Below are 25,143 nucleotides of genomic sequence, written 5' to 3' on the forward strand. Positions count from 1 at the left end.
CCCTCCCAGTCCATCTGCGTGATACCTTCATGCCCGCAATGCCTCGTCCCCTGCGTCTGTCGTTGTACATCCTGCTGATCGTCGCTGGCGCTATCGTTGCCGCCACCCTGGCCGTGCGCCACGCTGAACGTGAGGCCCTGGAAGAAGACGCCAGCCGCGCGAGCCAGCAATTGGCGCTGTACGCCAACTCATTGCACACCTTGATCGAACGCTACCGCGCCCTGCCCGCCGTGCTGGCGCTGGACCCGCAGTTGCGTGACGCCCTCAAGGGGCCGGTCAGCGCGGCACAACAGGATGCCTTGAACCGCAAGCTGGAAAAAATCAACGGTGCCGCGCAGTCCTCGACCCTGGAGCTGCTGGACCACACCGGCCTGGCGATCGCCGCCAGCAACTGGCAGTTGCCCAGCAGCTACGTCGGCCACAACTATGGCTTTCGTCCCTATTTCCTCCAGACCCGCACCCAAGGCACCGGGCGCTTTTATGCGGTGGGCGTGACCAGCGGCATCCCGGGCTATTTTCTGTCCAGCGCGGTCACTGGCGATAGCGGCGAGTTCCTCGGCGCGATGGTGGTGAAGCTCGAGTTTCCCGAGCTTGAGCGCGAATGGCGCCAGGGCAGCGACACCCTGTTGGTCAGTGATGCGCGCGGGGTCATTTTCATCGCCAATCGCCCCGGTTGGCGTTATCGCCATTTGCAACCCTTGACCGACAGCGACCGCGCCGAGCTCAAGGCCACGCGCCAGTACGACAAGCAACCGTTGCAACCCCTGGCCTTCGATCCGCTGCGACGCTTTGACGACAACAGCCACCTGACCCTGGTCGAGGCGCCCGAGGGTACGGCGCAGTACCTCTGGGAATCCCTGCCGTTGGCCGGCGAAGGCTGGACCCTGCATTTGCTGCGTCGACCACAGATCGCCTTCGAAGACCTGCGCAACGCCGGGCTCGCCGCCGCCGGGTTGTGGCTGGCGCTGGTGTTTCTGTTGCTGTTTCTGAACCAGCGTTGGCGCCTGGCGAAACTGCGCCAGCGCAGCCGCCAGGAACTCGAACGACTGGTGGACGAACGCACCCGAGAATTGCGCACCGCCCAGGACGGCCTGGTGCAATCGGCCAAGCTGGCGGCGCTGGGGCAGATGTCGGCGGCGCTGGCCCACGAGATCAACCAGCCGTTGACCGCCCAGCGCATGCAACTGGCGACCCTGCGCCTGCTGCTGGAGCACGGCCGCGTCGACGATGCCTATAAAGCCCTCAAGCCGGTGGACGACATGCTGACCCGCATGGCGGCCCTGACCGGCCACCTGAAGACCTTCGCCCGCAAGAGCCCCAGCGGCCTTCGCGAACGCCTTGACCTGGCGGCGGTAGTCGACCAGGCCCTGCAATTGCTCGACACGCGCCTGCGGGACGAAAACGTCAGTACCGTCTTGCACCTGACGCGTCCGGCGTGGGTGCGCGGCGATGCCATCCGTCTCGAACAGGTGTTGATCAACCTGCTGCGCAACGCCCTCGACGCCATGGTCGAACAGCCCCTCAAGCGCCTTGAAGTGCGCCTGCAAGCCGATGAACAACTGTGGCGCCTGACCGTCAGCGACAGCGGCACCGGGATCGCCGAAGAACATCTGGCCCAGGTGTTCGACCCGTTCTTCACCACCAAGGCGGTGGGCGATGGCCTCGGGCTGGGGCTCGCGGTTTCATTTGCGATCATCCACGAATCCGGCGGGCGGCTGACAGCGGACAATCATGACAACGGCGCGGTATTCTGCGTGACCTTGCCCATCGATCAGGAGGCGCAGCTGCATGCTTGATTCGGTCATAGTCGTCGATGACGAAAACAGCATCCGCACGGCCGTGGACCAATGGCTGAGCCTGTCGGGGTTCCAGGTGCAGTTGTTCAGCCGTGCCGAAGACTGCCTGGCGCGGTTGCCGGACAACTTCGCTGGCGTGATCCTCAGCGACGTACGCATGCCCGGTCTCAGTGGTCTCCAACTGCTTGCGCAAGTGCGCAAGCGCGACGCGGACCTGCCGGTGATCCTGTTGACCGGCCACGGCGACGTGCCGATGGCCGTGGAAGCCATGCGCGACGGCGCCTATGACTTTCTCGAAAAACCGTTCAGCCCCGAAGCGCTGCTCAGCAGCCTGCGTCGGGCCTTGGACAAGCGCTTCCTGGTATTGGAAAACCGTCGCCTGCACGAGCAGGCCGACGCTCGGGTCAGGCTCGACACCACGCTGCTGGGCGTCTCCCGCGCCTTGCAGAATCTGCGGCGCCAGGTGCTGGACCTGGCGACATTGCCAGTCAACGTGTTGATCCGCGGCGAAACCGGCAGTGGCAAGGAATTGGTCGCCCGCTGCCTGCACGACTTCGGCCCGAGAGCGAGCAAACCCTTCGTTGCGCTGAACTGCGCGGCGATCCCCGAACCGCTGTTCGAGGCTGAACTGTTCGGCCATGAAAGCGGCGCTTTCACCGGCGCCCAGGGCAAACGCATCGGCAAGCTCGAATACGCTGACGGCGGCACGCTGTTTCTCGATGAAATCGAAAGCATGCCGCTGGCCCAGCAGGCCAAGTTGCTGAGAGTCCTGCAAGAGAAGAAGCTCGAACGCCTGGGCTCCAACCAGAGCATCCACGTGGACCTGCGTATCATTGCCGCGACCAAGCCGGACTTGCTGGACGAAGCCCGGGCCGGACGATTTCGTGAGGACCTTGCCTACCGCTTGAACATCGCCGAGCTGCGCCTGCCGCCCTTGCGTGAACGGCGCGAAGACATTCCATTGCTGTTCGAGCATTTCACCCACGGCGCCGCCGAACGCCTCGGCCGCCCCGCCGCGCCCTTGAATGGCCCGCAACTGAGCCATCTGCTCAGTCACGATTGGCCGGGCAACGTGCGCGAACTGGCCAACGTCGCCGAACGCCAAGTGCTGGGACTCGACCAGCCGCCTGCCCTGGACACCGAACCGGGCCAGTCCCTCGCGGCCCAGCAGGAAGCGTTCGAAGCCCAATGCCTGCGCGCCGCGCTGACGCGGCATAAAGGCGACGTAAAAGCCGTGCTTGAGGAACTGCAACTGCCGCGCCGCACCTTCAATGAAAAGATGCAGCGGCATGGGTTGAATCGGGAAATGTTCGTGCGGGACATCTGAGGAGGCGTGGCGGCTGCCCGCTAAGCCATCGCCAAGCCTTGCACGAACCTCCAGCGCCGTCGGCTAACCCGAGATCAGACGGGCGATCATGCGCTTGCGCCCCGCCACATCCAGCGCGCGATAGCTTTCCAACAACAGCTCTTCATCAGGCGCCAATGCCGGCGCGGCCTGGACGCGCTCGCCCGTCAGGACGTATTGGACATCCACTCCGATAGCCGCCAGTTTTGCCACCAGATCGGCTGGACATTTCTGCCGCCCGGAGACGACTTCCTTCAAGCGCTGCGGGCTCGCTTCGCCCGCCCCACGGGAGGCGGCAGCCAGCGAAACACCACAGCGATCAATCTCTTCGCGCAGCCGAACGTGGATATATTCCACCAAAACTATTGACATGGTGTATATATCCCACCAAAATCGCCGACATAAACAACGGCCATCATTGCCTCACAGAGAATCGGCACCATGGCCGTGCTGAGACTGCGCACACTCGGAATCCTGTCCATTTCGCAGTAACACGCACGCTGGGTGCATTGAACATGAATCTACTCCGGAAATTTCCTACAGAAAATAGCGGAGAGTGAAAGTGACAAAAAAAACGAAAAAAAGGGGCCCGAGGGTCGTTGTCCAGATGCTGGCTTTGCTTGCCTGGCGCCGGTCCGGTCGAAGCAGGCCACCCGCACTCGGTGCATAAAAACAGTGACCGTCCATCTTCCTTGTTTGAGGTTTGAAATGCATTCGAATCAAACGTTTATCCATCGCTGGGCTGTCATGGGCAAGCTGGCGCTCATGGCGCTCGCCGTCACCCTGTCGTTTCCGGCAGCCGCGAACATGGTGGTCTACCCGATGAACAGCACCATCGGCGCCGAGCAGGACGGCATTGGCCAGATCCAGCTGCACTCCAAGTCCGACAAAGTGCAATACATCAAGGTCAGCGTCACCCAGATCCAACGTCCCGGCACGCCGGACGAACATGAAAGCCCGCTGTCGCCGGCCGATGCGCTGGGTATCGTCGTATCGCCGCAGCGCACGGTACTGGCCCCCGGCGCCAGCCGCACGGTGCGGATCATCGCTCAGTCGATGCCCACCGAGGAAACCGTCTACCGGGTCTATTTCGAACCGGTGGGAGCACCCGATCTGATAGATGAAGACGTCCTCGAACAATCCGGTGTGCAGCCCAGAGTCGGCGTAAACCTGGTCTGGGGCGCCTTGGTGCGCCTGCTGCCCGATGAGCGCCGTACCAGCATCAAACTGCAACCCAAAGGCAACGAATTGCGCAACGACGGCACCCTGCGCGTCGGCGTATTGCAAGTGGGTCGGTGTACCGACGCAGCGGGCGAGAAGGACTGCATCTGGAATGACGTCAACCGCAGCCTGTATCCCGGCAGCACCCTGCCCGTCTCCGCCCCCGGCGCGAACGGTAACGTAATCGTACGTTTCGTGACCAGCGACGACAGGCGTCCGCGCACCCTCGCCATTCAGCCGTAACCCCAATTTTATTGACCCAAGCTACGTGCAGCGCACGTGGTTGGGCCCCCGTTCACCCACAGCAAAAGAGGAACACCCATGAAACTGTTGAAATTCGCCCCATTGGCACTGGTCGCCCTGACCTCGCTGCCCGCCATGGCGGTGGAAAAAAGCATCCTGGTCTACGCCGATGTCGACCCGACGTTGGAGATCCTCCAGTCGGACGGCAGCCCGCTGCCGGCGTCCATGGAGATGGCCTATCTGCCGGGTGCAGGCCTGCGCCCTACTCAGGTGGGTACGCGGATCTACAGCAATGACACCGACAAGGACATGACCCTGCGACTGATCACCAGTCCGGTCCTGGCCAACATGACCAACCCCGCCGCCACCGGCGTGCCGCTGAGCGTCAGCTATGGCGGACGGACGCTGAACACCACCGGTGTCACGCTGCCTGCCGCCGATCTGTTCCCTGGTGGTGACTCCACTGGCGGGTCGATCGAGCAACTCCTGGAGATCCGGCAGACCAGCGCGGGTGCAATCACCAACGCGGGTCGCTACGAAGGCATCGTCAGCCTGCTGCTGACCCAACAGCCTTAAGTACCGCCGGTTTTTCCTTAAAAGGGAGGTACGGCGCCGTCGTACTTCCCTTTTCCTTCGTCAAGGCCCTGTATGAAACGCCACTTCACCGCACTCTCAATCTCCCTTACCTGGGCGCTGGCCGATGCCGTATCGGTCGCGTCCACCGATCTGCCCCAGGTGCCGGCCGGTTTCGAGGCCCTGGTTGAAGGTCAGGTGGAACAACTTGAACTTCAATTGCTCAACCGTAATCTCGGCCTGCACCCTGTCGTGGTGCGGCCTGGTCGTATCGAATTCCAACAGCCCGAACGAATCGCGGCCCTGCTGATCGAGGCAGGGGCTTCGGCGTCATCCGAAGAGTTGCTGCCGCTGCTGTCCGAACCGTTGCCCAGCAACAGCCAGTTGGCGTGCTCCTACGGCCTGGCCAGCGAAGCGAGCTGCGGTTACCTGGACACCGACGCGGTGGCAGTGATTCTCGACGAGGCCGGCGCGCGCCTGCAGATACTCATGCGCAAGGATTGGCTGCCGGCCAGCGATACGGCGGCGCTGCGCCTGCACACTCCGACCGAGGCCGCGAACGCCTTGGTCCATCGACAGAACATCAATATCGCCCAGGCCGACAGTTACCGCGCCCTGGGCGCCAGCGGCCTGGGCGCGGTAGGCCTGGGTGAAAGCAGCCATTTTGGCTTTACCTGGAACTACCAGGCCTACCAGAACAAGCGCGGCAGCGACAGCAGCCTGGAATTCAACAACGCCTACTACCGCCAGGATTTCGAGCGCGAACACTACGCCCAGGCCGGGCGCATGGACATGAGCAACCTGTCCAGCGCCGAGGGTGGCAACTTCAGCTTCAGCCTGTTGCCCCTGGGGCGAATCGACGGTGCCCGAGTCGGCACTACCCTGGCCTACCTCAACCGCGAGGTCGTCGGCCAAGGCACGCCCATCTCGCTGATCCTGACCCAACGCTCGCGCGTCGATGCGTTCCGTGGCGAGGAGCTGTTGTCGACGTCCTACCTGGATGCCGGCGTGCAGAATGTCGACACCCGGACCTTCCCCAACGGCAGCTATCCGGTGACCTTGCGGGTGATCGAAAACGGTCAGGTGACCCGTACCGAAACCGTGCCTTTCAGCCGTACCGACGGCAATGGCCTGGGTGACGACACCGTGCAATGGTTCCTTCAGGGCGGGCGCACGGCGGAAGACTCGCTCTATGAGCAGGATCCCTCCGCGGTCGCCCAGACCGGCCTGCGCTTTCCGTTGCGCGATGACCTGGCGCTGACCAGCGCGATCACCTGGCTGGACACGGCGTTCTACAACGAAAGCCGCCTGGACTGGGCCGGCACGCTGGGCGCCAGCAGTTGGTCGTTGTCGGGCGCCCTGCTGCGCGGCAACAACGGCGCGAGCGGCAACAGCCAGCAAATGACCTTCACCCATGGGGTCTCCTGGAGCGTGTACCGCTACTCGCTCAAGAGCCCGTCCTGCGAACACAACACCCGCGCCTACCAGCAGAGCGGCTGCAACGAGTCATTGACCGCCAGCGCCTCGTTGCCGCTGGCCGGTGGCACCCTCAGTGCCGGCTACAACTACAACCGCTACGCCCAGGTGAATCCGTTTTCCTACTGGAACGATTTTCCCGAAGAAGACGACCTGACCCGGGACCTGACCACCTCCACCTGGGCCAGGACCTTCCAAGTGGGCTTTTCCCGTGGGCATGCCCTGGGACCGTTCCAGCTCATTCATCGCGTCGGCGCGTTCCGCAATGCCAGCGGCAACCGGGACACCGATCACGGGCTGTACCTGAGCCTGAGCCTGTCCCATAACGAGCGCTCGCCCACCGGCGGCTACCGCCAGAGCAACATCGGCCTGGATGCGCGCCGCGAGCAGAATGCGCCCGACAGCCTGCGCACCAGCATGGGCCATACCCGTGCCTGGGACGGCGACCAGGGCAGGAACGAAGTGAACACCGGGGTCGGCTACGACGACCTGGGCCGCTGGGACGCTGAACTGGCCGGACGGATCGAGCGCAGCTGGGGCGAGAGCAGCCTGGCGGTGGCCCAGCGTGGCGGTGACCAGCAAGACTCTCGACCGGGTTTTAGCGGCAATCATTCCTCGTCCCTGGCGCTGGGCCGCGACGGCTTCTTCTGGGGCCAGGGCCAGGGCGGCACAGGCCCGGGCGCGGCGGTGGGGATCATCGCGGCGCCGGTGGAAAACGCCACGGGCGCGGCGGCCAAGGTCAGCGGCGGCTACGGTGCCCAGACCAGCATCGGCTTTGGTGAGAAGCGGCTGATCCCGGTCAACGGTTTCGAGGCCACGCACACCCGGATCAGCGACGCCGACGCCTCGCGCCAGAACCTCAGTTCGGTGAATGTCGGCAACGGCAACCGCGAGTGGTTCCTGCAACCGGGCAAGCTGGCGGTGCAACGGATCGAGTCTACTGTCAGCTACACCTACGTCGGCCGCTTGGTGGATGCACAGGGAGAGCCACTGGTGCAGGCCGCCATTCTCAATGCATCGATGATGGAAACCGGCGAGGACGGCAGCTTCGTCGTCGACCTCAACCATCACCCCGACCCCTTGTTCGCCCTGGACCTCAACGGCGTACACGCCTGCACGGTACAAAGCCGCACCGCCCACAGCAGCCTGCGACGGGTCGGCACCCTCACCTGCGAAAGCACCACTCTGGACGCTTTGCCCAAGGACCTGAACGATCCCGACCGCCTGGGTCGCTGGACCGCGCGTCGCAGCGCCGCGCTCTCGCCAGACAAGAGGAACCAGCCATGAGCGAAACCTCGATCCGTTGGGGCCGTCGCCTTTTCGCACTGGTTTGCTCGGTTGCAACGCTACCGGTGCTCGCCGATGTTCATCCCAGCGACCATTATCAGATGGTGGCGCTCAATTACGACCGGGCGGCGCCACCTGGGGATCATTACCTCTGGAATAAGATGCTGCATGGCTGGCACGAGCAACCAGTCTCAGGAGTTGGCTATAAGACTATGCATTTGGTCTGCTTGTCCAATTCCGACCCTGCGACGGGTCAATGCCGCACAAGCAGTTACGGACAAACCGGTATTACCAACGTAGCGCTACGGTTTACCGAGCGCCGCAGTCGCTTGTCCACGGTACTGCATGTCAGAGGCTACCTCTCGCGCAGGACGAAACTTAACAACACCTGTGGCGGAGACTGGTTACCTTTCGATTACCTGATCACTTCAACGACAACATCGGACTGTCATGGCGTCAACGTCTCCACCGGCACCGCCTCAACGCTTTGGATCCCCCAAACAGAGCTTGCCAAATTGCCCTCTGGAGGCATCTGGACCGCTCAGTTGGTCATGAAGCTAAAAACGTTCCACTCGCAACCCATCGGTAACGCCAAGACCTTCACCGTCGACTTCAAGCTGGACGTCACCGACCAGAACAACATGCAGATCTACCTGCCCGCCTACGGCGTCAGCACGCCGCAGGTGGACCTCAACCTGCGCACCCGCCCGTTGAGCACTGCCCCGGGTGGTATCGTCTCAGGTCAATCCGTGGTCGATGCCTGCCTCTACGACGGCTACAACGCCAACAGCCAGAGTTATGAAATCCGTGTCACCGGCACCAACCCCGTGCCCGGCATGGAGGGCCGCTTCTTCGTCCGCCACGCGTCCGGCGGCAGCGGCGAGCGTGACCGCATCGAATACAAGGTGCGCACCCGCACCGCCAACCTCGGCGAGACGCAGCATGTGTCCGGGCAACCAGTGAGTTTCAACGGCATCAACAATGCCGATATTCGCGCCGTGCGTCTGCCCAACGTGCCTTTCCCGGTGGTGTGTACGCCGTGGCCCATCACCTTGGAGACGCCACCGTTCAATCAGATCGACAAGAACACCGGGCAGTACCGGGGGGAGCTGAAGTTGGAATTTACGCCCTCAACCTCTTCGCCCTGAGGCATTAGTGGTGTCTGGACTGGCCTCATCGCGAGCAGGCTCGCTCCCACACTGGATTTGTGGATACCGGGCGAATGTGGGAGCGAGCCTGCTCGCGATGGGGCCGGTGGAGCCGCCGATTTTTTCCCATTCAAAAATGCAGCCATAAGAACCCGCAATGAACACATTCTTAACCCGTTGGGCCCGCCGGCTGAGCGCGCTCATCGTGGCAGCCACGGCATTGCCGACGCTTGGGGACATCATCCCCAGCGACCATCATCAGTCCGTGATACTCAACTTTGACCGTTCGGCGCCACCGGCCGATCACTACCTTTGGACCCGAATGGTCCATGGCTGGAAAGAGCAAGATTTGCCAGGCGCAGGCTATACGACCATGCACTTCGTTTGTTTGTCCGATACCAACCCAGCCAACGGCCAATGCCAGACCAGAGGCGATACAGGGAGGTATGGCATCACAGACATTGCGCTGCGGTTTACCGAGAGACGTAGCGGCCTGTCGACTGTCTTGTCGGTCAAGGGTTACGTCACCCGCATGCATGCGCTGAACAGCAGTTGCGGAATCTGGGAGAAGGACTACGTACTGAACGCAACCGGGTCAGGCTGGTGCGACGAGGTCAGAACCACGGGCACCGCGTCGACTGTCTGGATCCCTCAATCAGAACTCGCCAAGCTACCTTCAGGTGGTATCTGGTCGGCGAAGTTGATCATCAAGCTCAAGCGCTATTACTCGGAGCCGATTGGCGCCGCCAGAACTTTCACCGTCGACTTCAAGCTGGACGTCACCGACCGCGACAACATTCAGATCTACCTGCCCGCCTACGGCATCAGCACGCCGCAGGTGGACCTCAACCTGCGCACCCGCCCGTTGAGCACCGCCCCGGGCGGTATCGTCTCAGGTCAATCGGTAGTCGATGCCTGCCTCTACGACGGCTACAACGCCAACAGCCAGAGTTATGAAATCCGTGTCACCGGCACCAACCCCGTGCCCGGCATGGAGGGCCGCTTCTTCGTCCGCCATACGTCCGGCGGCAGCGGCGAGCGTGACCGCATCGAATACAAGGTGCGCACCCGCACCGCCAACCTCGGCGAGACGCAGCATGTGTCCGGGCAACCAGTGAGTTTCAACGGCATCAACAATGCCGATATCCGCGCCGTGCGCCTGCCCAACGTGCCTTTCCCGGTGGTGTGTACGCCGTGGCCCATCACCTTGGAGACGCCACCGTTCAATCAGATCGACAAGAACACCGGGCAGTACCGGGGGGAGCTGAAATTGGAATTTACGCCCTCAACCTCTTCGCCCTGAGGCATTAGTGGTGTCTGGACTGGCCTCATCGCGAGCAGGCTCGCTCCCACACTGGATTTGTGGATACCGGGCAAATGTGGGAGCGAGCTTGCTCGTGATGGGGCCGGTGGAGCCGCCGATTATTTCCATTCAACAATGCAGTCATAAGAGCCCGCAATGAACACATTTTTTACCCGTTGGGCCCGCCGGCTGAGCGCGCTCATCGTCGCAACCACTCCGTTACCCGCCTTAGCGGGCGTGGTACCCAGCGACCACTACCAATCCGTTGTGCTCAACTTCGACCGTTCGGCGCCGCCCGCCGATCACTACCTCTGGAATCGGATGGTCCACGGCTGGAGCGAACAGCACATACCGGGCGCCGGTTATACGAACATGCATTTTGTCTGCCTCTCCAGCACGGACCCGGCAACGGGCCAATGCCATACGTCGTCCTTTGGCAGGCTGGGCACTACCGAGATCCCGTTACGCTTCACCGAGCGGCGCAGCCGTCTTACCCATGTCCTTGTGGTCAAAGGCTATCTCCAGCGCAGGTATCCGCTCAATCTCTGCGGTGGGGCATGGGATGGCCGTCAATTCGTCCTGACCACCACATCACCCGTCTACTGCAATGAAGACGAAGATGACCTTACCCAGCGATCGGAGGGGACGGCCACGACGATGTGGGTGCCCCAGTCAGAATTCGCCAAACTGCCCACCGGAGGCATCTGGACCGCCAAGATGATCCTGAAACTCAAGCGGTACAATTCGCAACCGATCAGCGCGGCCAATACCTTTACGGTGGACTTCAAGCTTGACGTCACCGACCAGAACAACATGCAGATCTACCTGCCCGCCTACGGCATCAGCACGCCGCAGGTGGATCTCAACTTGCGTACTCGCCCGTTGAGCACCGCCCCGGGCGGCATCGTCTCCGGTCGGTCCGTGGTCGATGCATGCCTCTACGACGGCTACAACGCCAATAGCCAGAGTTATGAAATCCGTGTAACCGGCACCAACCCCGTGCCCGGCATGGAGGGCCGCTTCTTCGTCCGCCATACGTCCGGCGGCAGCGGCGAGCGTGACCGCATCGAATACAAGGTGCGCACCCGCACCGCCAACCTCGGCGAGACGCAGCATGTGTCCGGGCAACCAGTGAGTTTCAACGGCATCAACAATGCGGAAATCCGCGCCGTGAAGCTACCCAATGTGCCGTATCCAGTGGTGTGTACGCCCTGGCCCATCACCTTGGACACGCCGCCGTTCAATCAGATCGACAAGAATTCCGGGCAGTACCGGGGGGAGCTGAAGTTGGAATTTACGCCTTCGACTTCGTCGCCCTGATTTTTTGATGCCAGGACTGGCCCCATCGCGAGCAGGCTCGCTCCCACAATGGACCTGTGAATACAGGAAAAAATGGGAGCGAGCCTGCTCGCGATGAAGCCAACCCATTTCTTGTTGATAAGCGGATCCCCGCCCACACCTCTAGCTGCAATAAGCGGATTTCCGCTCACTAAACAGCCACATCCCCTCTAGACCGGCCTTCTTCCCACCTGGCACAGCTCCTGCTATAGCCCTGGCAGGCTGCGTTCCTACGCGCTCCACAAAAACAATTAAACGAAGGATCCTTCAATGGATAACTCAAACGCCCTTCCCATTGGGTCGGCTGCCGCGCCCGCCCGTGAAAGAACCACCGCCAGCCGGATCAAGTCGATCTTCAGTGGCTCGGTCGGCAACATGGTCGAGTGGTACGACTGGTACGTCTACGCCGCGTTCTCGCTGTACTTCGCCAAAGCCTTCTTCCCTAAGGGCGACACCACCGCCCAGTTGCTCAACACCGCCGCGATCTTCGCCGTCGGCTTCCTGATGCGCCCCATCGGTGGCTGGCTGATGGGCCTGTACGCTGACCGCGCCGGTCGCAAACGCGCGTTGATGGCCTCGGTGTACTTGATGTGCTTTGGCTCGCTGATCATCGCCCTGAGCCCCGGTTACGAAACCATCGGCGTCGGCGCGCCGATCCTGCTGGTGTTCGCCCGCTTGCTCCAGGGCCTGTCGGTGGGTGGCGAGTACGGCACCTCGGCAACGTACCTGAGCGAGATGGCGACCAAGGAACGTCGCGGTTTCTTCTCCAGCTTCCAATACGTGACGCTGATTTCCGGCCAGCTCATCGCCCTCGGCGTGCTGATCGTGCTGCAACAATTGCTGACCACCGAGCAGCTGTACGCCTGGGGCTGGCGCATCCCGTTCGCCATCGGCGCGCTGTGTGCAATCGTTGCGCTGTACCTGCGTCGCGGCATGGAAGAAACCGAGTCGTTCACCAAGAAGGAAAAGGCCAAGGAAAGCGCCATGCGCACCCTGATGCGCCACCCCAAGGAATTGTTGACCGTGGTCGGCCTGACCATGGGCGGCACCCTGGCCTTCTACACCTACACCACTTACATGCAGAAATACCTGGTGAACACGGTGGGCATGAGCATCTCCGATTCCACCACCATTTCCGCCGCCACGCTGTTCCTGTTCATGTGCCTGCAACCCGTCATCGGCGGGCTCTCGGACAAGATCGGTCGTCGGCCGATCCTGATTGCCTTCGGCATCCTCGGCACGCTGTTCACCGTGCCGATCCTCACCACCCTGCACACCATCGAGACCTGGTGGGGCGCGTTCTTCCTGATCATGGCCGCGCTGATCATCGTCAGCGGCTACACCTCGATCAACGCGGTGGTGAAAGCCGAGCTGTTCCCTACCGAAATCCGCGCCCTGGGCGTCGGCCTGCCCTACGCGCTGACCGTGTCGATCTTCGGCGGCACCGCTGAATACATCGCGCTGTGGTTCAAGAGCATCGGCATGGAGACCGGCTACTACTGGTACGTGACGGCGTGCATCGCGGTTTCGCTGTTGGTGTACATCACCATGAAAGACACCCGCAAGCATTCGCGGATCGTGACTGACTGACAGGCCAGTCGTACAAAAAAAGGGGCGAACCTGCACAGGTTCGCCCCTTTCGTCGTTCCGGGACGGCGTCATTTCCTACATTAATTTCCACTTAATGGCTGCACTCCACCCTCGCGCTTATCAACTATCGATGCTTGGAGTATGACCATGAAAACCAAACTGATCTTCGCCCTGACCCTCACCGCACTGGCCAGTAGCGCGTTCGCCGACGACGGCTTCGAGCGTACCGGCACGGCCGCTTTCATCGCCAGCAGCCATGAGCGCGCCGGTTCCGCCGTCGTTGCCAAGAAGGACGAGAACCACGCCATCGAGCCCACCGTGGCTGCCGACGGCTCCGACCCTAGCGATGCGGCGTCGACCAACTGATCCCAACCGGCAACACCAAGACCTGTGGGAGCGAGCAACCTCCCACAGGTTTTTTTTGTGGTGCTGACAAAAGGGTCAGGGCGCTGCACTATCGTCGGATCCTTCTGACACGCACCGGACCTACATCCTTCATGCCCGACGACATTCACTACTACGAACCCGCCCAAGGCCATGGCCTGCCCCACGACCCGTTCAATGCCATCGTCGGCCCACGGCCGATTGGCTGGATCTCTTCACAAGATGGCGAAGGCCGCCTGAACCTGGCGCCCTACAGTTTTTTCAACGCTTTCAACTACGTTCCGCCGATCATCGGCTTCTCCAGCGTCGGTCGCAAAGACAGCCTCAACAACATCGAACAGACCGGTGAATTTGCCTGGAACCTGGCCACGCGCCCACTGGCCGAGCAGATGAACCAAAGCTGCGCGATGGTCGCGCCGCAGGTCAACGAATTCGAGCTGGCGGGCCTGACGCCGGCGGCATCGCGGATCATCCAGGTGCCGCGCGTCGCCGAGAGTCCGGTGTCCTTCGAATGCAAGGTCACGCAGATCATCCAGTTGCAGCGAGCGGACAAGGCGCCTGTGCCGAGCTGGTTGATTCTGGGCGAAGTGGTTGCCGTTCACATCGCCAAGTGGCTGTTGAAGGACGGCGTCTACGACACCGCCGCCGCCGAGCCGATCTTGCGCGGCGGCGGGCCGGCGGATTACTTCCAGCTGGGGCCGGAGGCGTTGTTCAAGATGCATCGCCCGCGATAAGGATGGGCGGTGAGATCACTTGTGGCAATCCTTGAAATGCTGCTTACCAGGCCAATCCGCCTTCGTCGTCGACACCCTTGAGGTGAGTCAACTGCTGGGCAGCCGCTTCATCGGCTTTGAAAGCGGTCTCGAAGGTCTGCTCTTCGAGCACTTTATTGAAACGCGGCTTCTCGGCACTGCCGATGGCCTTGGTGGCGATGGCAGCGTAGTAGCCGCCACCTTCCTTGGGAACAACAGCGGAAACAGCTTCAAAAGTTTCAAAGGCTTTGCGTGCCATACTTCGCATCCTGGCGGTGGGAAATGCCTGTCATTAAACCTTCAACCGGCCAGTTTGTGTACCTTCGCCATGCACCCTTCGGTCGCCTGGGCGGCGGACACTTCCCGAAAGGTGTGGAAGTCCAGGCTGCTGACCACCAGGTCTTGCACCAATTGGGCGAAGATCGCCATGGCCGGTGAGTTGAAATAAGCGTCCATCGCCTGTTGGTTGACCCACAGCCCGGACACCAGCCACAAATCGGCGTCGCATTGCGATTGTTGCAAGGCAAAGTGCAGGCAACCGGGCGCCTGGCGCGAAGGTACGATCAAGCTGCTGAGGCGTGCGCCCAATGGCTTGGAGCAACCGGCGCGGGCCCGGACAAAAGCCATGTGACTGACGGGGATCTGTGTAGTCATGTTCAACCCTCCCAGGTCATCCGTTGGCAGCCGGGGACAGGCTGCGACAGGATCAAAGGTTAAGCGCGCTGCCGCCAGCTTCGTTAGTCGATTCCTGCCGACTCATTGCACGATTCTGCGCCTGGGAATTCACCGATCTTGTGCCTGATGGGTGGGAATTGCCGGGAGTTGAAACAAAAGGTTTCAAGCAAGTTTCGGCCAGGCTGCACAGCCCTTCACGCCGCCGCCTTGCAGGATCAGGCAAGCTTTCAACAGGATGTGACTACCGCCATGCCTTGCACAAACATAAGCTTTGTCCTATCGCTCCCTTCGCCATGAGGATCCCGGCATGTCGCCACTCGATCACGCCCACGCCCCGCTGGACACGTACCTGGAACAGCAGCGCGCCGAGCTGGCGTCGATCATCGACCGCAACACCAGCGAGGACGGCAGCTACGCCACGGCCATCGGCTCGCTGAACCTGTCGCGCCACAGCCAGCCACACAAGTTTGCCCCGGTGCTGGCGCAACCGGCGCTGTGCATCATGGCCCAGGGCAGCAAGCAGGTGCGCCTGGCGGACGAATTTTTCAACTATGACCCGCTGCATTACCTGGTGGTCTCGGTCTCGATGCCATTGAGCGGTTGCATCGCCGACGTCTCGCCCGAGCAGCCGATCCTGGCGCTGCGCCTGGACATCGACCCGGCGGAAATCACCGCGCTGATCGCCGATGCCGGCCCCCTGGGCGTGCCGACTCGCCCGGCCGGCCGTGGCCTGTATGTGGAACGCCTGGACACGCCGATGCTCGACGCGGTGCTACGCCTGACGCGCCTGCTCGATACGCCAAAAGACATCGCCATGCTCGCGCCCCTGGTGCGCCGGGAAATCCTTTACCGCCTGCTACGCAGCCCGCAAGGCTATCGGTTGTATGAAATCGCCATTGCCAATAGCCAGAGCCATCGCATCAGCCAGGCGATCAAATGGCTCAACGGCCATTTCGAACAACCGTTGCGCATCGATGACCTCGCTCGGGAGGTCAACCTCAGCGTTTCGACCTTGCATCATCGGTTCAAGGCCATGACGGCCATGAGCCCGTTGCAATACCAAAAGCAATTGCGCTTGCAGGAGGCTCGACGGTTGATGCTGGCCGAAGGGCTGGAAGCGTCGGCGGCGGGGTATCGAGTGGGGTATGAAAGCCCGTCGCAGTTCAGCCGGGAGTACAGCCGCTTGTTTGGCGCGCCGCCGTTGCGGGATCTGGCGCGGTTGCGGATGACTGTCTGATCCTGGATTCGCACAGCATTCGCCGCCTCGGCTTCGCAGCCTTCAGACCGCCCGGATCACGTGTTTGATTTCCTGGAACGCGGCCAGTCCCCAAGGTCCCAATTCACGACCCAGGCTGCTCTGCTTGTAACCGCCCCAAGCGGCCTGGGGGAAAATCACTTGCGGTGCGTTGATCCACACCAGCCCTGCCTGCAAGGCGTCGGCGACCTTCCCGGCCGCCTCGGCATCGCGGCTGACCACGCTCGCCACCAGGCCGAAGCGGCTGTCATTGGCCAGGGCAATCGCCTCTTCCGGGTGGCCGAAACGACGCACGCACAACACCGGCCCGAAGATCTCCTCGCACCACAGCGCACTGTCGAGGGGCACGTCGGTGAAGATCGTTGGCTGTAAAAAAAACCCGCGTTGCAGATGCGCGGGTCGTTGACCGCCGCACACCAACGTTGCGCCGTCGCTCACGCCTCGATCGATGTGCCCGAGCACCCGTTGGTATTGCGCCTGGTTGATCAGCGCACCCATCTCCACGTCCGGATCGAATGGATCGGCCACGCGGATCGCCTCGGCCCGCGCCTTGAGCCGTCGCACGAATTCATCGGCCAGCTCATCGGCGACCAACACCCGAGTGGTGGCCGAACACATCTGCCCCGCGTTGAAGAAACCGCCGCCACAGGCCAGCTCCACCGCCAGGTCCAGGTCGGCGTCGGCCAGCACCAGCAAGGACGATTTGCCGCCCAGCTCCAGGCTCACGCCCTTCACGGTTTCCGCCGCCCGTTGCATCACTTGCACCCCCACCGCGTTGCTGCCGGTAAAGGAAATCTTCGCCACGCGCGGGTCGGACGCCAGCGGCGCCCCGACCGCCAACCCCGTGCCGCAGACCAGGTTGAACACGCCATCGGGCAAGCCGCATTCGGCGATGACCGAGGCCAGCGCCAGCTCCGGCAGCGGCGTGACTTCCGAAGGCTTGAGCACCACGCAGCAGCCGGCGGCCAAGGCCGGGGCAAGTTTCCAGGCGGTGGTGACCATCGGGAAATTCCACGGCACGATCAAGCCGACCACCCCACAAGGTTCGCGGCGTAGACGTGCGCAGAAATCATCGCTGGGCAACGCCAGCGGACCGTCCTGACGAGCGTCCAGTTCTTCGGCCAAACCGGCGTAGTACTCGAAGGTCGCGACCACATCGTCGACGTCGATGGCCGCTTCGAACAACGGTTTGCCGTTGTTGCTCGATTGCAAATGCATCAGCCGCTCACGAGCATCCCGCACGCCGGCAGCAATACGCCGAAGCACCGCGCCGCGCTCGGCACCCGAGGTGTTCGACCATGGGCCAAAAGCCTGGGTAGCGGCCTCCAAGGCTTGATCGACGGCGGGTTTCTCGCCGCCGTAAACAGTGGTCAGCAGCGCCTCGGTCGCCGGGTTGATCACCCGCAGCGGTTGATCGCCCGCCAACCACTCGCCGTTGATGTACAGGCCGTCTTGCGTCGTCGGGAAATTCATTCCGCCACCTCCGCCATCCAGCGCGCCTGGTCAATCTCGAGCAACGTCGGCCCCTGGCGGTGACTGGCGGCCAGCAATGCGCTGCGCAGGGAATGCACGCCGTCGATCGTCTCGGCGCCGCACCCCAGCGCTTTGGCAACGCCGATGAAATCCGGCGTGTAGATGTCCACGCCCACCGGTTCGATGGCGCGGTTGACCATGTATTTCTTGATCTCTTCGTAGCCCTGGTTATTCCACAGCAGCACGATCACCGGCGTGCGCGCTTCCACCGCGCTGGCCAGTTCCGGGAGGGTGAACTGCAACCCACCGTCGCCGATCAGGCACACCACGGGCGGGCGGCCATGGCCGTTGTCGACACCACCCAGCCAGGCACCAATGGCCGCCGGCAACGCGTAGCCGAGGGTGCCGTAGCCGGTGGACGAATTGAACCAGCGGCGCGGGCGTTCGGGATTGAAGGTGAGGTTGCCGGTGTAGACCGGCTGGGTGGAATCGCCAACGAAAACCGCGTCGGGCAAGGTCTGCAATACCGTATCGAGGAATACCGTCTGGGCGCGGGTCGGGACGTCCCATTGCTGATCGAGTTCGGTCCGCAGCCGTTCGACACGAATCGCTCCCCAACTGTCGTCTCTCGCGCCGGGCACGCCGCGCTTCAATGCATCGAGCAATGCCCGCGCGGCACTTTGTGCGTCGGCCACCAGCGCCAGTCTTGGCGCGTAGTTGCGCACGGTCTGGTCGGGGTCGATGTCGATGCGCAACAACGCACCGGGAATCTCGAAGCCACCGGCAAAGGTGACGTCGTAATCGGTCTCGGCCAGCTCGGTGCCGATCGCCAGTACTACATCCGCTTCGGCCACCAGGGCACGGGTGGCCACCAGGCTCTGGGTGGAACCGATCAGCAACGGATGACGGGACGGCAGCAGGCCCTTGGCATTGATGGTCAGCGCCACGGGGGCGCCGAGGCGTTCGGCCAGTTCGGTCAATTCAGTCCCGGCGTCCAGCGCCCCCCCTCCGGCAAGCACCAACGGCCGCCGGGCCGTCGCCAGCAAGGCTGCCATTTGCTCCACGGCACTGGGCGCGGCCCCGGCGCGATTGATGCTCACTGGCGTGCTGGCGAGCAGGTCATCGGCTTGTTCAACGAGCACATCCAACGGAATCTCGATGTGCACCGGCCGCGGACGCCCGGCCTGGAACAAGGCAAAGGCCCGGGCCAGCACACCCGGCAATTCGGCGGCCGACATCAGCGTGTGGGAAAACGCCGCGACCCCGCCCACCAGCGCGCTCTGGTTCGGCAGCTCATGCAGCTTGCCGCGCCCACCGCCCAACTGGCTGCGCGACTGTACGCTGGAGATCACCAGCATCGGAATCGAATCGGCATAGGCCTGGCCCATGGCAGTGGTGATGTTGGTCATGCCCGGGCCGGTGATGATGAAGCACACGCCCGGCTTGCCGCTGACACGGGCGTAGCCGTCGGCCATGAAGCCGGCGCCCTGTTCATGGCGCGGCGTCACATGGCGGATGCTTGAACGGGCCAGCCCGCGATACAACTCCACGGTGTGTACGCCAGGAATGCCGAACACCTGCTCCACGCCATAGCCTTCCAGTAACTTGACCAATACTTCGCCGCACGTCGCCATTGCCATTGCCTTTTTGTTGTCTTGAAAAGGACCCCGCACGACACCTGCGGGCCGCTTTTGCTCTGAGGGAATGGCGTTATTGGACGGCCAGGCCGTAGCGGCAACAATGGATAAAAAGTCATACTAGCCATGCCCTCACGTCATGGCTTGGATCCAGATGAAACGACTCCCACCGCTGCCGACGTTGCACACTTTCTTGATCACGGCCCAGTGCTGCAACTTCACTCGCGCCGCCGAACAGCTGCACATCACCCAGGGCGCGGTGAGTCGGCAGATCGCAGGGCTTGAGGATCATCTGGGTTATGCGTTGTTCCAGCGCCAGGCACGCGGGTTGAGCCTGACCGCCGAGGGCCAAGCGTGGCTGCCCCGGGTGCAGCAGGTGTTCGGCCTGATCGGCGAGGCGGTCGAGCAGATCGGCGAGAAGCGCCAGACCCTGAAGCTCAAGGCCCCGACCTGTGTGATGCGCTGGCTGCTGCCGCGCCTGTTGCAATGGCAAAAAGAGCGCCCGGACGTGCCGGTGGAGCTGACCACCACGGTCCGGCACGGCGTGGATTTCCAGCGTGAGGCATTCGACGCGGCGGTGGTTTACGGCCCGCCGCCCGACGCCTCGCTTGACTGCCTGCACTTGTTCGACGAACAGCTTACACCGGTGTGCTCGCGCCCCTTGCTGGAAGGTCCGGTCCCGTTGAATTCACCCCTCGATCTGCAACAACACTTGCTGCTGCATCCCACCACCGACGAGCGCGACTGGAACGCCTGGCTGGTCGCGGCCGACGTGCGTTTGAGCAATGTCAGCAAAGGCCAGCATTTCGAAACCCTGGACTTGGCGATGTCCATGGCCTCCCAAGGCACCGGCGTGGCGATTGGCGATTGGTCGCTGATCGGCGAAGACCTCAGCGCCGGCCGGCTGGTGATGCCGTTCGAACTGAAGGTCAGGACCGGGCTGGGTTATCACTTGGTCTATCCGCGCCGGCCGCAGGTGTCGGGCCAGTTGCAGGAGCTAATGGACTGGTTGGTGGAGCAGGCCCAAGCACGGTAGTAGCGCCACAAAAGCACCCCCCGGTGTCAGTTAGAGCACATTCGGCGCCTGCGCCGGCTCGATCTGCGCCCAGTGCGAGGTGTCTTCGCGGTGTTGCTGCAAATAGGGCAGCACCGCCCCCAGCAATGGTTCCTTGAAGGCCTCTTGAAAGCGATGGGCGAGGCCCGGGATCAGCTTCAACCGGCTGCCGCGAATATGCGCCGCGAGATGCACCCCATGCATCACCGGCAACAAGGGATCAGCGGTGCCGTGGACCACCAACGTCGGCACCTGCAGCTGATTGAGCAGCGCCACCCGGCTTGGCTCGGCCATGATCGCCATGATCTGGCGCTTCACACCCTCGGGGTTGAAGGCCCGGTCGTAGGCCACCGCAGCCTGGTGCAGCAGAGCCTGTCGATCGTCGACCACCATCGGGCTGCCCAGCGCGGCCAGCAGGTCGGCCTGCTGTTCGAGCGCCACTTCACGATTCGGCGCACTGCGCCGCGACAACAGTTGCACCAGCGTTTCACTGGGCGCCGGCAAGCCCGCGGCGCCGGAGCTGGTCATGAGCAATGTCAGGCTCTCGACCCGCTGAGGCGCCATGGCGGCCATGTGCTGGGCGATCATCCCGCCCATGCTGACGCCCAACACATGGAAGCTTTGCACCTGCAAGGCGTCCATCAAGCCCAGGCCATCGGCGGCCATGTCCGTCAACGAATAAGGCGCCGCCACGGGCAGGCCGAGCTTGTAGCGCAACGCCTCGAATGTCAGGTTGGCGCTGCCGGGCGCCTGGCGCCAGGTGGATAAACCGACGTCCCGGTTGTCGTAGCGGATCACCCGAAAACCCTGTTCGCACAGCGCCACCACCACTTCATCCGGCCAGTGAATCAACTGCCCACCCAAGCCCATCACCAGCAGCAACGCAGGGTCGGACGCCCGCCCGATGCTCTGGTACGCCAGGCTTACCTGATCCAGGTCGACCCGCTGGGTCGCGACATTGACATCACAACGAGAAGCCGCCAACGACGGCAAGCCGCACAACAAGGCGGCCAGGAAAATGAATACACGCATGAACAAACACCAAAACGCAGAACCCCAGTAGAGCGCGAGTCTGATGAAGTTCGTTCAAGCGCGCTGCCACAGTTGCGTGACAGTTTGATGAAGATTGCCGAGTGGTCGTGTGAAGCCATAGGCCGGCGATGGTTCAAGCCCATTGGCGACGCTGACCCAAAGGTTGTCGCCGAACCGTTCCTGGGCCGGGCGCAACTGCGCCAGCGCCTGCTCGAATTCGCAACGCCAGGCATCGCGGTCATTGACCAGGCCCACCGAGAGGATCTTGTAGGTCGGCAGGCGATCCAGTACCCGGCCCAGTTGGTCTGGGGCGGGCACGGCGTCGATGTGCAGGCCATCCACCGGCAGGCTAACCGCCAGGCCGAGGTTGTCGTCCAGGCCATTGAAGCAGGTCGCCACCAACTTTTTCAGCGGCGAGTACTGAAGGATGTGATAGGCCCGCTCGAAGGCGCTTCGCCAGGCCAGGGGCAGGTCGAGCGTGAGGATCGGTTCATCGATCTGCACCCACTCCACGCCTTGGGCCTTGAGACGATTGAGGACGTCACCGTAGACCGGCAGCAGGCGCTCCAGCAGGTCGAGCTTGTCAATGTCGCCATCATTGGCTTTGCCCTGCCAGAGGTACGTCAGCGGGCCGATGACTGCAGGCTTGACCCGATGGCCCTGGGCGTGGGCTTCGTCGATTTCGTCGAACAGCCGCTCCCAGCCCAGCGTACCTTTCCAATCAGCTTCCAGGTCGTTCAATTCGCGGTCGGCGCCGATGCGGGGAAAACCGAGGGTATGGGCCAGGGCCATGGGAATGTCCTCCTTGTAAAAGATGACGCCAATTGTCGACAGCCAGTCCCACATGAGACAAACTCAATTTTTTCGTGTTGATCACAAGTTTTACTCATGGAGCAAATCCGGTGCTTGAACTCCGTCACCTCAAGACGCTGCACGCCCTGCGCGAAGCCGACAGCCTGGTCGAAGCCGCTGAACGCCTGCACCTGACCCAGTCCGCCCTCTCCCACCAGTTCAAGGAATTGGAAGAACGCCTGGGTATGCAGTTGTTCGTGCGCAAGACCAAACCGGTCCGTTTCACCAGCGCCGGCCTGCGCTTGCTGCAACTGGCCGACGCCACCCTGCCGTTGCTGCGCAGCGCCGAACGGGACATCGCGCGGCTCGCGGGCGGCACCGCCGGGCGTTTGCACATGGCCATCGAATGTCACAGCTGCTTCCAGTGGTTGATGCCCACCATCGACCAGTTCCGCGATGCCTGGCCGGAAGTCGAGCTGGACCTGGCCTCGGGCTTCGCCTTCGCCCCGCTGCCGGCCCTGGCCCGTGGCGACCTGGACCTGGTCGTCACCTCCGATCCCCTTGAACTGGCGGGCATTACCTACGTGCCGCTGTTCACCTACGAGGCGATGCTGGCGGTGGCCAACCAGCATCGGCTGGCGGGCAAGGCCTACATCGTGCCCGAAGACCTGATCAGCGAAACCCTGATCACGTATCCGGTGGAACGCGATCGCCTGGACATCTTCACCCGCTTCCTCGAACCGGCCGACATCGAACCGGCCCAGGTGCGCACGTCCGAGCTGACGGTGATGATGATGCAACTGGTCGCCAGCGGCCGTGGCGTCTGCGGCATGCCCCATTGGGCGCTGCATGAATACAGCTCACGGGGCTACGTGAAGGCCAAGCGGCTGGGGGAAAAAGGTTTGTTCGCCACGCTCTACGCGGCGGTGCGCACCGACATGCTCGACGCGCCGTATATGCGCGACTTTCTGCTGACGGCAAAGGACACGTCGTTTTCCACACTCGACGGTGTCAGCGCGGTGCGGTAATTGCCACAAAGCTCCATCACTCAAATTTGCGGTGAGATCAGAGTTCAAGCCACATATGGATCTTGTCGAGGTACTCGTCCCCCACGCGAATCGCCATTGGCTCTAGGCCATACAACAGAAAGCCGCAGCGCTGGTAAAGCTCGATGGCCGGGTCGTTGCCGGCGGTGACGGTCAATTGCACAAGGCGCAGGAAGGGATGGCGTCGGGCTTCGTCGAGGGCGGCCCGCATCAACTGTTCGCCGAGCCCGGCGTGACGATGGGCCTCGACGACGTACATGCCGAACAGCGTCGCCTTGTGCCGCGCCTTCAGCCGAGGCTCCAGGGCCAGGCCGACGATACCCACCAGCTCGTGCGCGATGAACGCGCCGAGGATCACTTCGAGCCGGCTGGTCAGGCGCGACTCCCACCAATTTATGGGCAGCGTCGCCCGTTCGCTGGCGCTGGAAGTGAAGGCCTGTGGATGGAATTCATAGGCCTGGAGCATCAGCTCCCGATAGCTCTGGGCGTCACCCGCCTTCAGCCGTCGGATGCTCACGCCGAACGCCGTTGCTCAAGCATCAACCGCAGGGCCAGCGCACCGAGCACGAAGCCCATGAAATACCGTTGCGCCGCCAGCCAGGTCGGGTTGTGGACGAACCATGAGGCGATGCCGGCGGCGAACAGTGCGATCAGCAGATTGACACTGAAACTGACGCTGATCTGGGTCAGCCCGAGGATGACGCTCTGGGTGAACAGTGAACCGTGCTCCGGGCTGATGAACTGCGGGAACACCGAGAGGTAGAACACCGCGATCTTCGGGTTCAGGGCGCTGGTGAGAAAGCCCATGGTGATCAGCTTGCGGGTCGAGTCCGCCGGCAATTGCTGGGCCTGGAACGGCGAGCGGGCGCCGGGTTTCACCGCTTGCCAGGCCAGCCACAGCAGGTACAGCGCACCGGCCCACTTGAGGACTTCATAGGCCATGGGCACCGCGAGGAACACCGCCGTCAGCCCCGCCGCCGCCGCGAACATGTGCACGAAGAACCCCGCCACCACGCCCAACAAAGAAGTGACGCCGGCCTTGCGCCCCTGACAGATCGAGCGGGAAATCAGGTAGATCATGTTCGGGCCGGGCGTGAGCACCATTAGCAACGCGGCGGCGGCGAAAATCAGCAGGTCCGGCAAGGGGATCATGAAGGCGTCGCTCCTTGAATCAGCAGGTCGAGAGGCAGTGGGTTCGATAAAACGGCAGGATCACTTCGCCTGTCAACGGCGCCAGCAGTAATTCGCTGTCGCGGGACGGGTCGATCCAATGCACTTCTTCAATCTCGGCAGCCGGGGAAACCGCTGCATCGGTCTCCAGCAAAAACACCTCGGCCTGCACGATAAATCCCGGCTCATTGGCGGCCGGCGCGCTGAATTGCCCCAGATGACGGGCCTGGGCCGGATCGATCCTGAGCCCGAGTTCCTCGTCCAATTCCCGAGCCAGGGCCTGGATCGGTTGCTCATGGGATTCGATCTTGCCGCCGGGTTGCATGAAGGCCTGGGTGCCGCGCTTGCGCACCAGCAGGGTCCGGCCGTCCGGGCCGATGAGCAGGGCGGCGGCGATGCGGATCAGAGGGGTGGTCATGTACAAGGGCCTCGGGCGGAAAATGCCGGGCAGGTTACAGATCAAAGCGGCGGGAGCAAAGCCTGGCGCCATCTGACAACCCACCGCAGCCCCTCTGTGGGAGCGAGCTTGCTCGCGATTGCGGTATGTCAGTCG

At 62.7% G+C, this 25,143-nt stretch carries 23 protein-coding genes and 1 pseudogene; 14 read left to right on the top strand and 10 right to left on the bottom strand.

All coding sequences use genetic code 11. The features are described from left to right. The first annotated feature begins 29 nt into the window (after nucleotides 1-29). Together ACLK1G_RS10070 and ACLK1G_RS10075 are read left to right on the top strand one after the other, a co-directional pair. Nucleotides 30-1,796, top strand: a complete 1,767-nt coding sequence (locus ACLK1G_RS10070; protein ID WP_420765302.1) for a sensor histidine kinase — start codon at nucleotides 30-32, stop codon at nucleotides 1,794-1,796. Next, a complete protein-coding gene (locus tag ACLK1G_RS10075; RefSeq protein ID WP_420765303.1) occupies nucleotides 1,789-3,123 on the top strand; it encodes a sigma-54-dependent transcriptional regulator in 1,335 nt (444 codons plus the stop codon). Before ACLK1G_RS10070 ends, ACLK1G_RS10075 begins: the two co-directional genes overlap by 8 nt. A 63-nt stretch (nucleotides 3,124-3,186) precedes the next feature. On the opposite strand, the gene ACLK1G_RS10080 is transcribed toward ACLK1G_RS10075, so the two are convergent. Next, nucleotides 3,187-3,513, bottom strand: coding sequence for a hypothetical protein (locus ACLK1G_RS10080; RefSeq protein ID WP_420765304.1), 327 nt, complete (start codon nucleotides 3,511-3,513; stop codon nucleotides 3,187-3,189). A gap of 336 nt (nucleotides 3,514-3,849) precedes the next feature. On the opposite strand from ACLK1G_RS10080, the gene ACLK1G_RS10085 reads away from it, so the two are divergent. From ACLK1G_RS10085 to ACLK1G_RS10125, 9 genes are all read left to right on the top strand, one after another. Further along, nucleotides 3,850-4,605, top strand: a complete 756-nt coding sequence (locus tag ACLK1G_RS10085) for a hypothetical protein (protein WP_420765305.1) — start codon at nucleotides 3,850-3,852, stop codon at nucleotides 4,603-4,605. A gap of 78 nt (nucleotides 4,606-4,683) precedes the next feature. Further along, nucleotides 4,684-5,181 (top strand): CS1 type fimbrial major subunit, encoded by a 498-nt coding sequence (locus tag ACLK1G_RS10090; protein WP_420765306.1) that lies wholly within the window; start codon nucleotides 4,684-4,686, stop codon nucleotides 5,179-5,181. 72 nt (nucleotides 5,182-5,253) lie between these two features. Further along, the gene (locus ACLK1G_RS10095) at nucleotides 5,254-7,941 is read left to right on the top strand and encodes a TcfC E-set like domain-containing protein (protein ID WP_420765307.1); all 2,688 of its coding nucleotides are present in this window, start codon (nucleotides 5,254-5,256) and stop codon (nucleotides 7,939-7,941) included. Continuing rightward, the gene (locus ACLK1G_RS10100) at nucleotides 7,938-9,089 is read left to right on the top strand and encodes a CblD like pilus biogenesis initiator family protein (RefSeq protein WP_489685930.1); all 1,152 of its coding nucleotides are present in this window, start codon (nucleotides 7,938-7,940) and stop codon (nucleotides 9,087-9,089) included. The genes ACLK1G_RS10095 and ACLK1G_RS10100 overlap by 4 nt, the downstream gene beginning before the upstream one ends. Before the next feature lie 157 nt (nucleotides 9,090-9,246). Further along, a complete protein-coding gene (locus ACLK1G_RS10105) occupies nucleotides 9,247-10,392 on the top strand; it encodes a CblD like pilus biogenesis initiator family protein (protein WP_420765308.1) in 1,146 nt (381 codons plus the stop codon). A gap of 156 nt (nucleotides 10,393-10,548) precedes the next feature. Beyond that, on the top strand, nucleotides 10,549-11,712 hold the full coding sequence (locus ACLK1G_RS10110) for a CblD like pilus biogenesis initiator family protein (RefSeq protein ID WP_420765309.1): 1,164 nt from the start codon (nucleotides 10,549-10,551) through the stop codon (nucleotides 11,710-11,712). Nucleotides 11,713-12,000: 288 nt separating this feature from the next. Further along, entirely contained in the window at nucleotides 12,001-13,320 is a 1,320-nt protein-coding gene (locus tag ACLK1G_RS10115; protein WP_420765310.1) for an MFS transporter, read from the top strand. A 147-nt stretch (nucleotides 13,321-13,467) separates the two neighbouring features. Continuing rightward, the gene (locus ACLK1G_RS10120; protein ID WP_420765311.1) at nucleotides 13,468-13,686 is read left to right on the top strand and encodes a hypothetical protein; all 219 of its coding nucleotides are present in this window, start codon (nucleotides 13,468-13,470) and stop codon (nucleotides 13,684-13,686) included. Nucleotides 13,687-13,817: 131 nt separating this feature from the next. Beyond that, nucleotides 13,818-14,438, top strand: a complete 621-nt coding sequence (locus ACLK1G_RS10125) for a flavin reductase family protein (protein ID WP_420765312.1) — start codon at nucleotides 13,818-13,820, stop codon at nucleotides 14,436-14,438. Nucleotides 14,439-14,481: 43 nt separating this feature from the next. On the opposite strand, the gene ACLK1G_RS10130 is transcribed toward ACLK1G_RS10125, so the two are convergent. Beyond that, the gene (locus ACLK1G_RS10130) at nucleotides 14,482-14,715 is read right to left on the bottom strand and encodes a hypothetical protein (RefSeq protein WP_420765313.1); all 234 of its coding nucleotides are present in this window, start codon (nucleotides 14,713-14,715) and stop codon (nucleotides 14,482-14,484) included. A 41-nt stretch (nucleotides 14,716-14,756) separates the two neighbouring features. After that, nucleotides 14,757-15,110 carry a putative quinol monooxygenase gene (locus tag ACLK1G_RS10135; protein WP_420765314.1) on the bottom strand — a complete coding sequence of 118 codons (354 nt, stop codon included), beginning with the start codon at nucleotides 15,108-15,110 and terminating at the stop codon, nucleotides 14,757-14,759. Between the two features lie 328 nt (nucleotides 15,111-15,438). On the opposite strand from ACLK1G_RS10135, the gene ACLK1G_RS10140 reads away from it, so the two are divergent. Beyond that, complete coding sequence (locus tag ACLK1G_RS10140) at nucleotides 15,439-16,368, top strand: AraC family transcriptional regulator (protein ID WP_420765315.1); 930 nt, start codon at nucleotides 15,439-15,441, stop codon at nucleotides 16,366-16,368. A gap of 42 nt (nucleotides 16,369-16,410) precedes the next feature. On the opposite strand, the gene ACLK1G_RS10145 is transcribed toward ACLK1G_RS10140, so the two are convergent. Further along, a complete protein-coding gene (locus tag ACLK1G_RS10145; protein ID WP_420765316.1) occupies nucleotides 16,411-17,859 on the bottom strand; it encodes an aldehyde dehydrogenase family protein in 1,449 nt (482 codons plus the stop codon). Further along, nucleotides 17,856-19,493, bottom strand: a complete 1,638-nt coding sequence (locus tag ACLK1G_RS10150) for a 5-guanidino-2-oxopentanoate decarboxylase (RefSeq protein ID WP_420765317.1) — start codon at nucleotides 19,491-19,493, stop codon at nucleotides 17,856-17,858. Before ACLK1G_RS10150 ends, ACLK1G_RS10145 begins: the two co-directional genes overlap by 4 nt. Nucleotides 19,494-19,650: 157 nt before the next feature. Between ACLK1G_RS10150 and ACLK1G_RS10155 the strand changes: the two genes are divergently transcribed. After that, nucleotides 19,651-20,532, top strand: coding sequence for a LysR substrate-binding domain-containing protein (locus tag ACLK1G_RS10155; RefSeq protein ID WP_420765318.1), 882 nt, complete (start codon nucleotides 19,651-19,653; stop codon nucleotides 20,530-20,532). A gap of 30 nt (nucleotides 20,533-20,562) precedes the next feature. On the opposite strand, the gene ACLK1G_RS10160 is transcribed toward ACLK1G_RS10155, so the two are convergent. After that, nucleotides 20,563-21,582, bottom strand: a complete 1,020-nt coding sequence (locus tag ACLK1G_RS10160) for an alpha/beta fold hydrolase (RefSeq protein WP_420765319.1) — start codon at nucleotides 21,580-21,582, stop codon at nucleotides 20,563-20,565. A gap of 123 nt (nucleotides 21,583-21,705) precedes the next feature. Next, nucleotides 21,706-22,290: pseudogene (locus ACLK1G_RS10165) on the bottom strand (5-methyltetrahydropteroyltriglutamate--homocysteine S-methyltransferase); the annotation flags it as partial. Nucleotides 22,291-22,484: 194 nt separating this feature from the next. Between ACLK1G_RS10165 and metR the strand changes: the two are divergent. After that, complete coding sequence (gene metR, locus ACLK1G_RS10170) at nucleotides 22,485-23,402, top strand: transcriptional regulator MetR (RefSeq protein WP_420765320.1); 918 nt, start codon at nucleotides 22,485-22,487, stop codon at nucleotides 23,400-23,402. 37 nt (nucleotides 23,403-23,439) lie between these two features. Here metR and ACLK1G_RS10175 read toward each other — a convergent pair whose 3' ends face one another. The 3 genes from ACLK1G_RS10175 to ACLK1G_RS10185 are packed head-to-tail and all read right to left on the bottom strand — an operon-like array spanning nucleotide 23,440 to nucleotide 25,008. After that, nucleotides 23,440-23,937, bottom strand: a complete 498-nt coding sequence (locus ACLK1G_RS10175) for a GNAT family N-acetyltransferase (protein ID WP_420765321.1) — start codon at nucleotides 23,935-23,937, stop codon at nucleotides 23,440-23,442. Further along, entirely contained in the window at nucleotides 23,934-24,572 is a 639-nt protein-coding gene (locus tag ACLK1G_RS10180) for a LysE family translocator (protein ID WP_420765322.1), read from the bottom strand. The genes ACLK1G_RS10175 and ACLK1G_RS10180 overlap by 4 nt, the downstream gene beginning before the upstream one ends. 19 nt (nucleotides 24,573-24,591) lie before the next feature. Beyond that, complete coding sequence (locus ACLK1G_RS10185; RefSeq protein ID WP_420765323.1) at nucleotides 24,592-25,008, bottom strand: NUDIX hydrolase; 417 nt, start codon at nucleotides 25,006-25,008, stop codon at nucleotides 24,592-24,594. Nucleotides 25,009-25,143: the final 135 nt, after the last annotated feature.

This window comes from Pseudomonas algeriensis (assembly GCF_048847255.1).
Taxonomy (GTDB): domain Bacteria; phylum Pseudomonadota; class Gammaproteobacteria; order Pseudomonadales; family Pseudomonadaceae; genus Aquipseudomonas.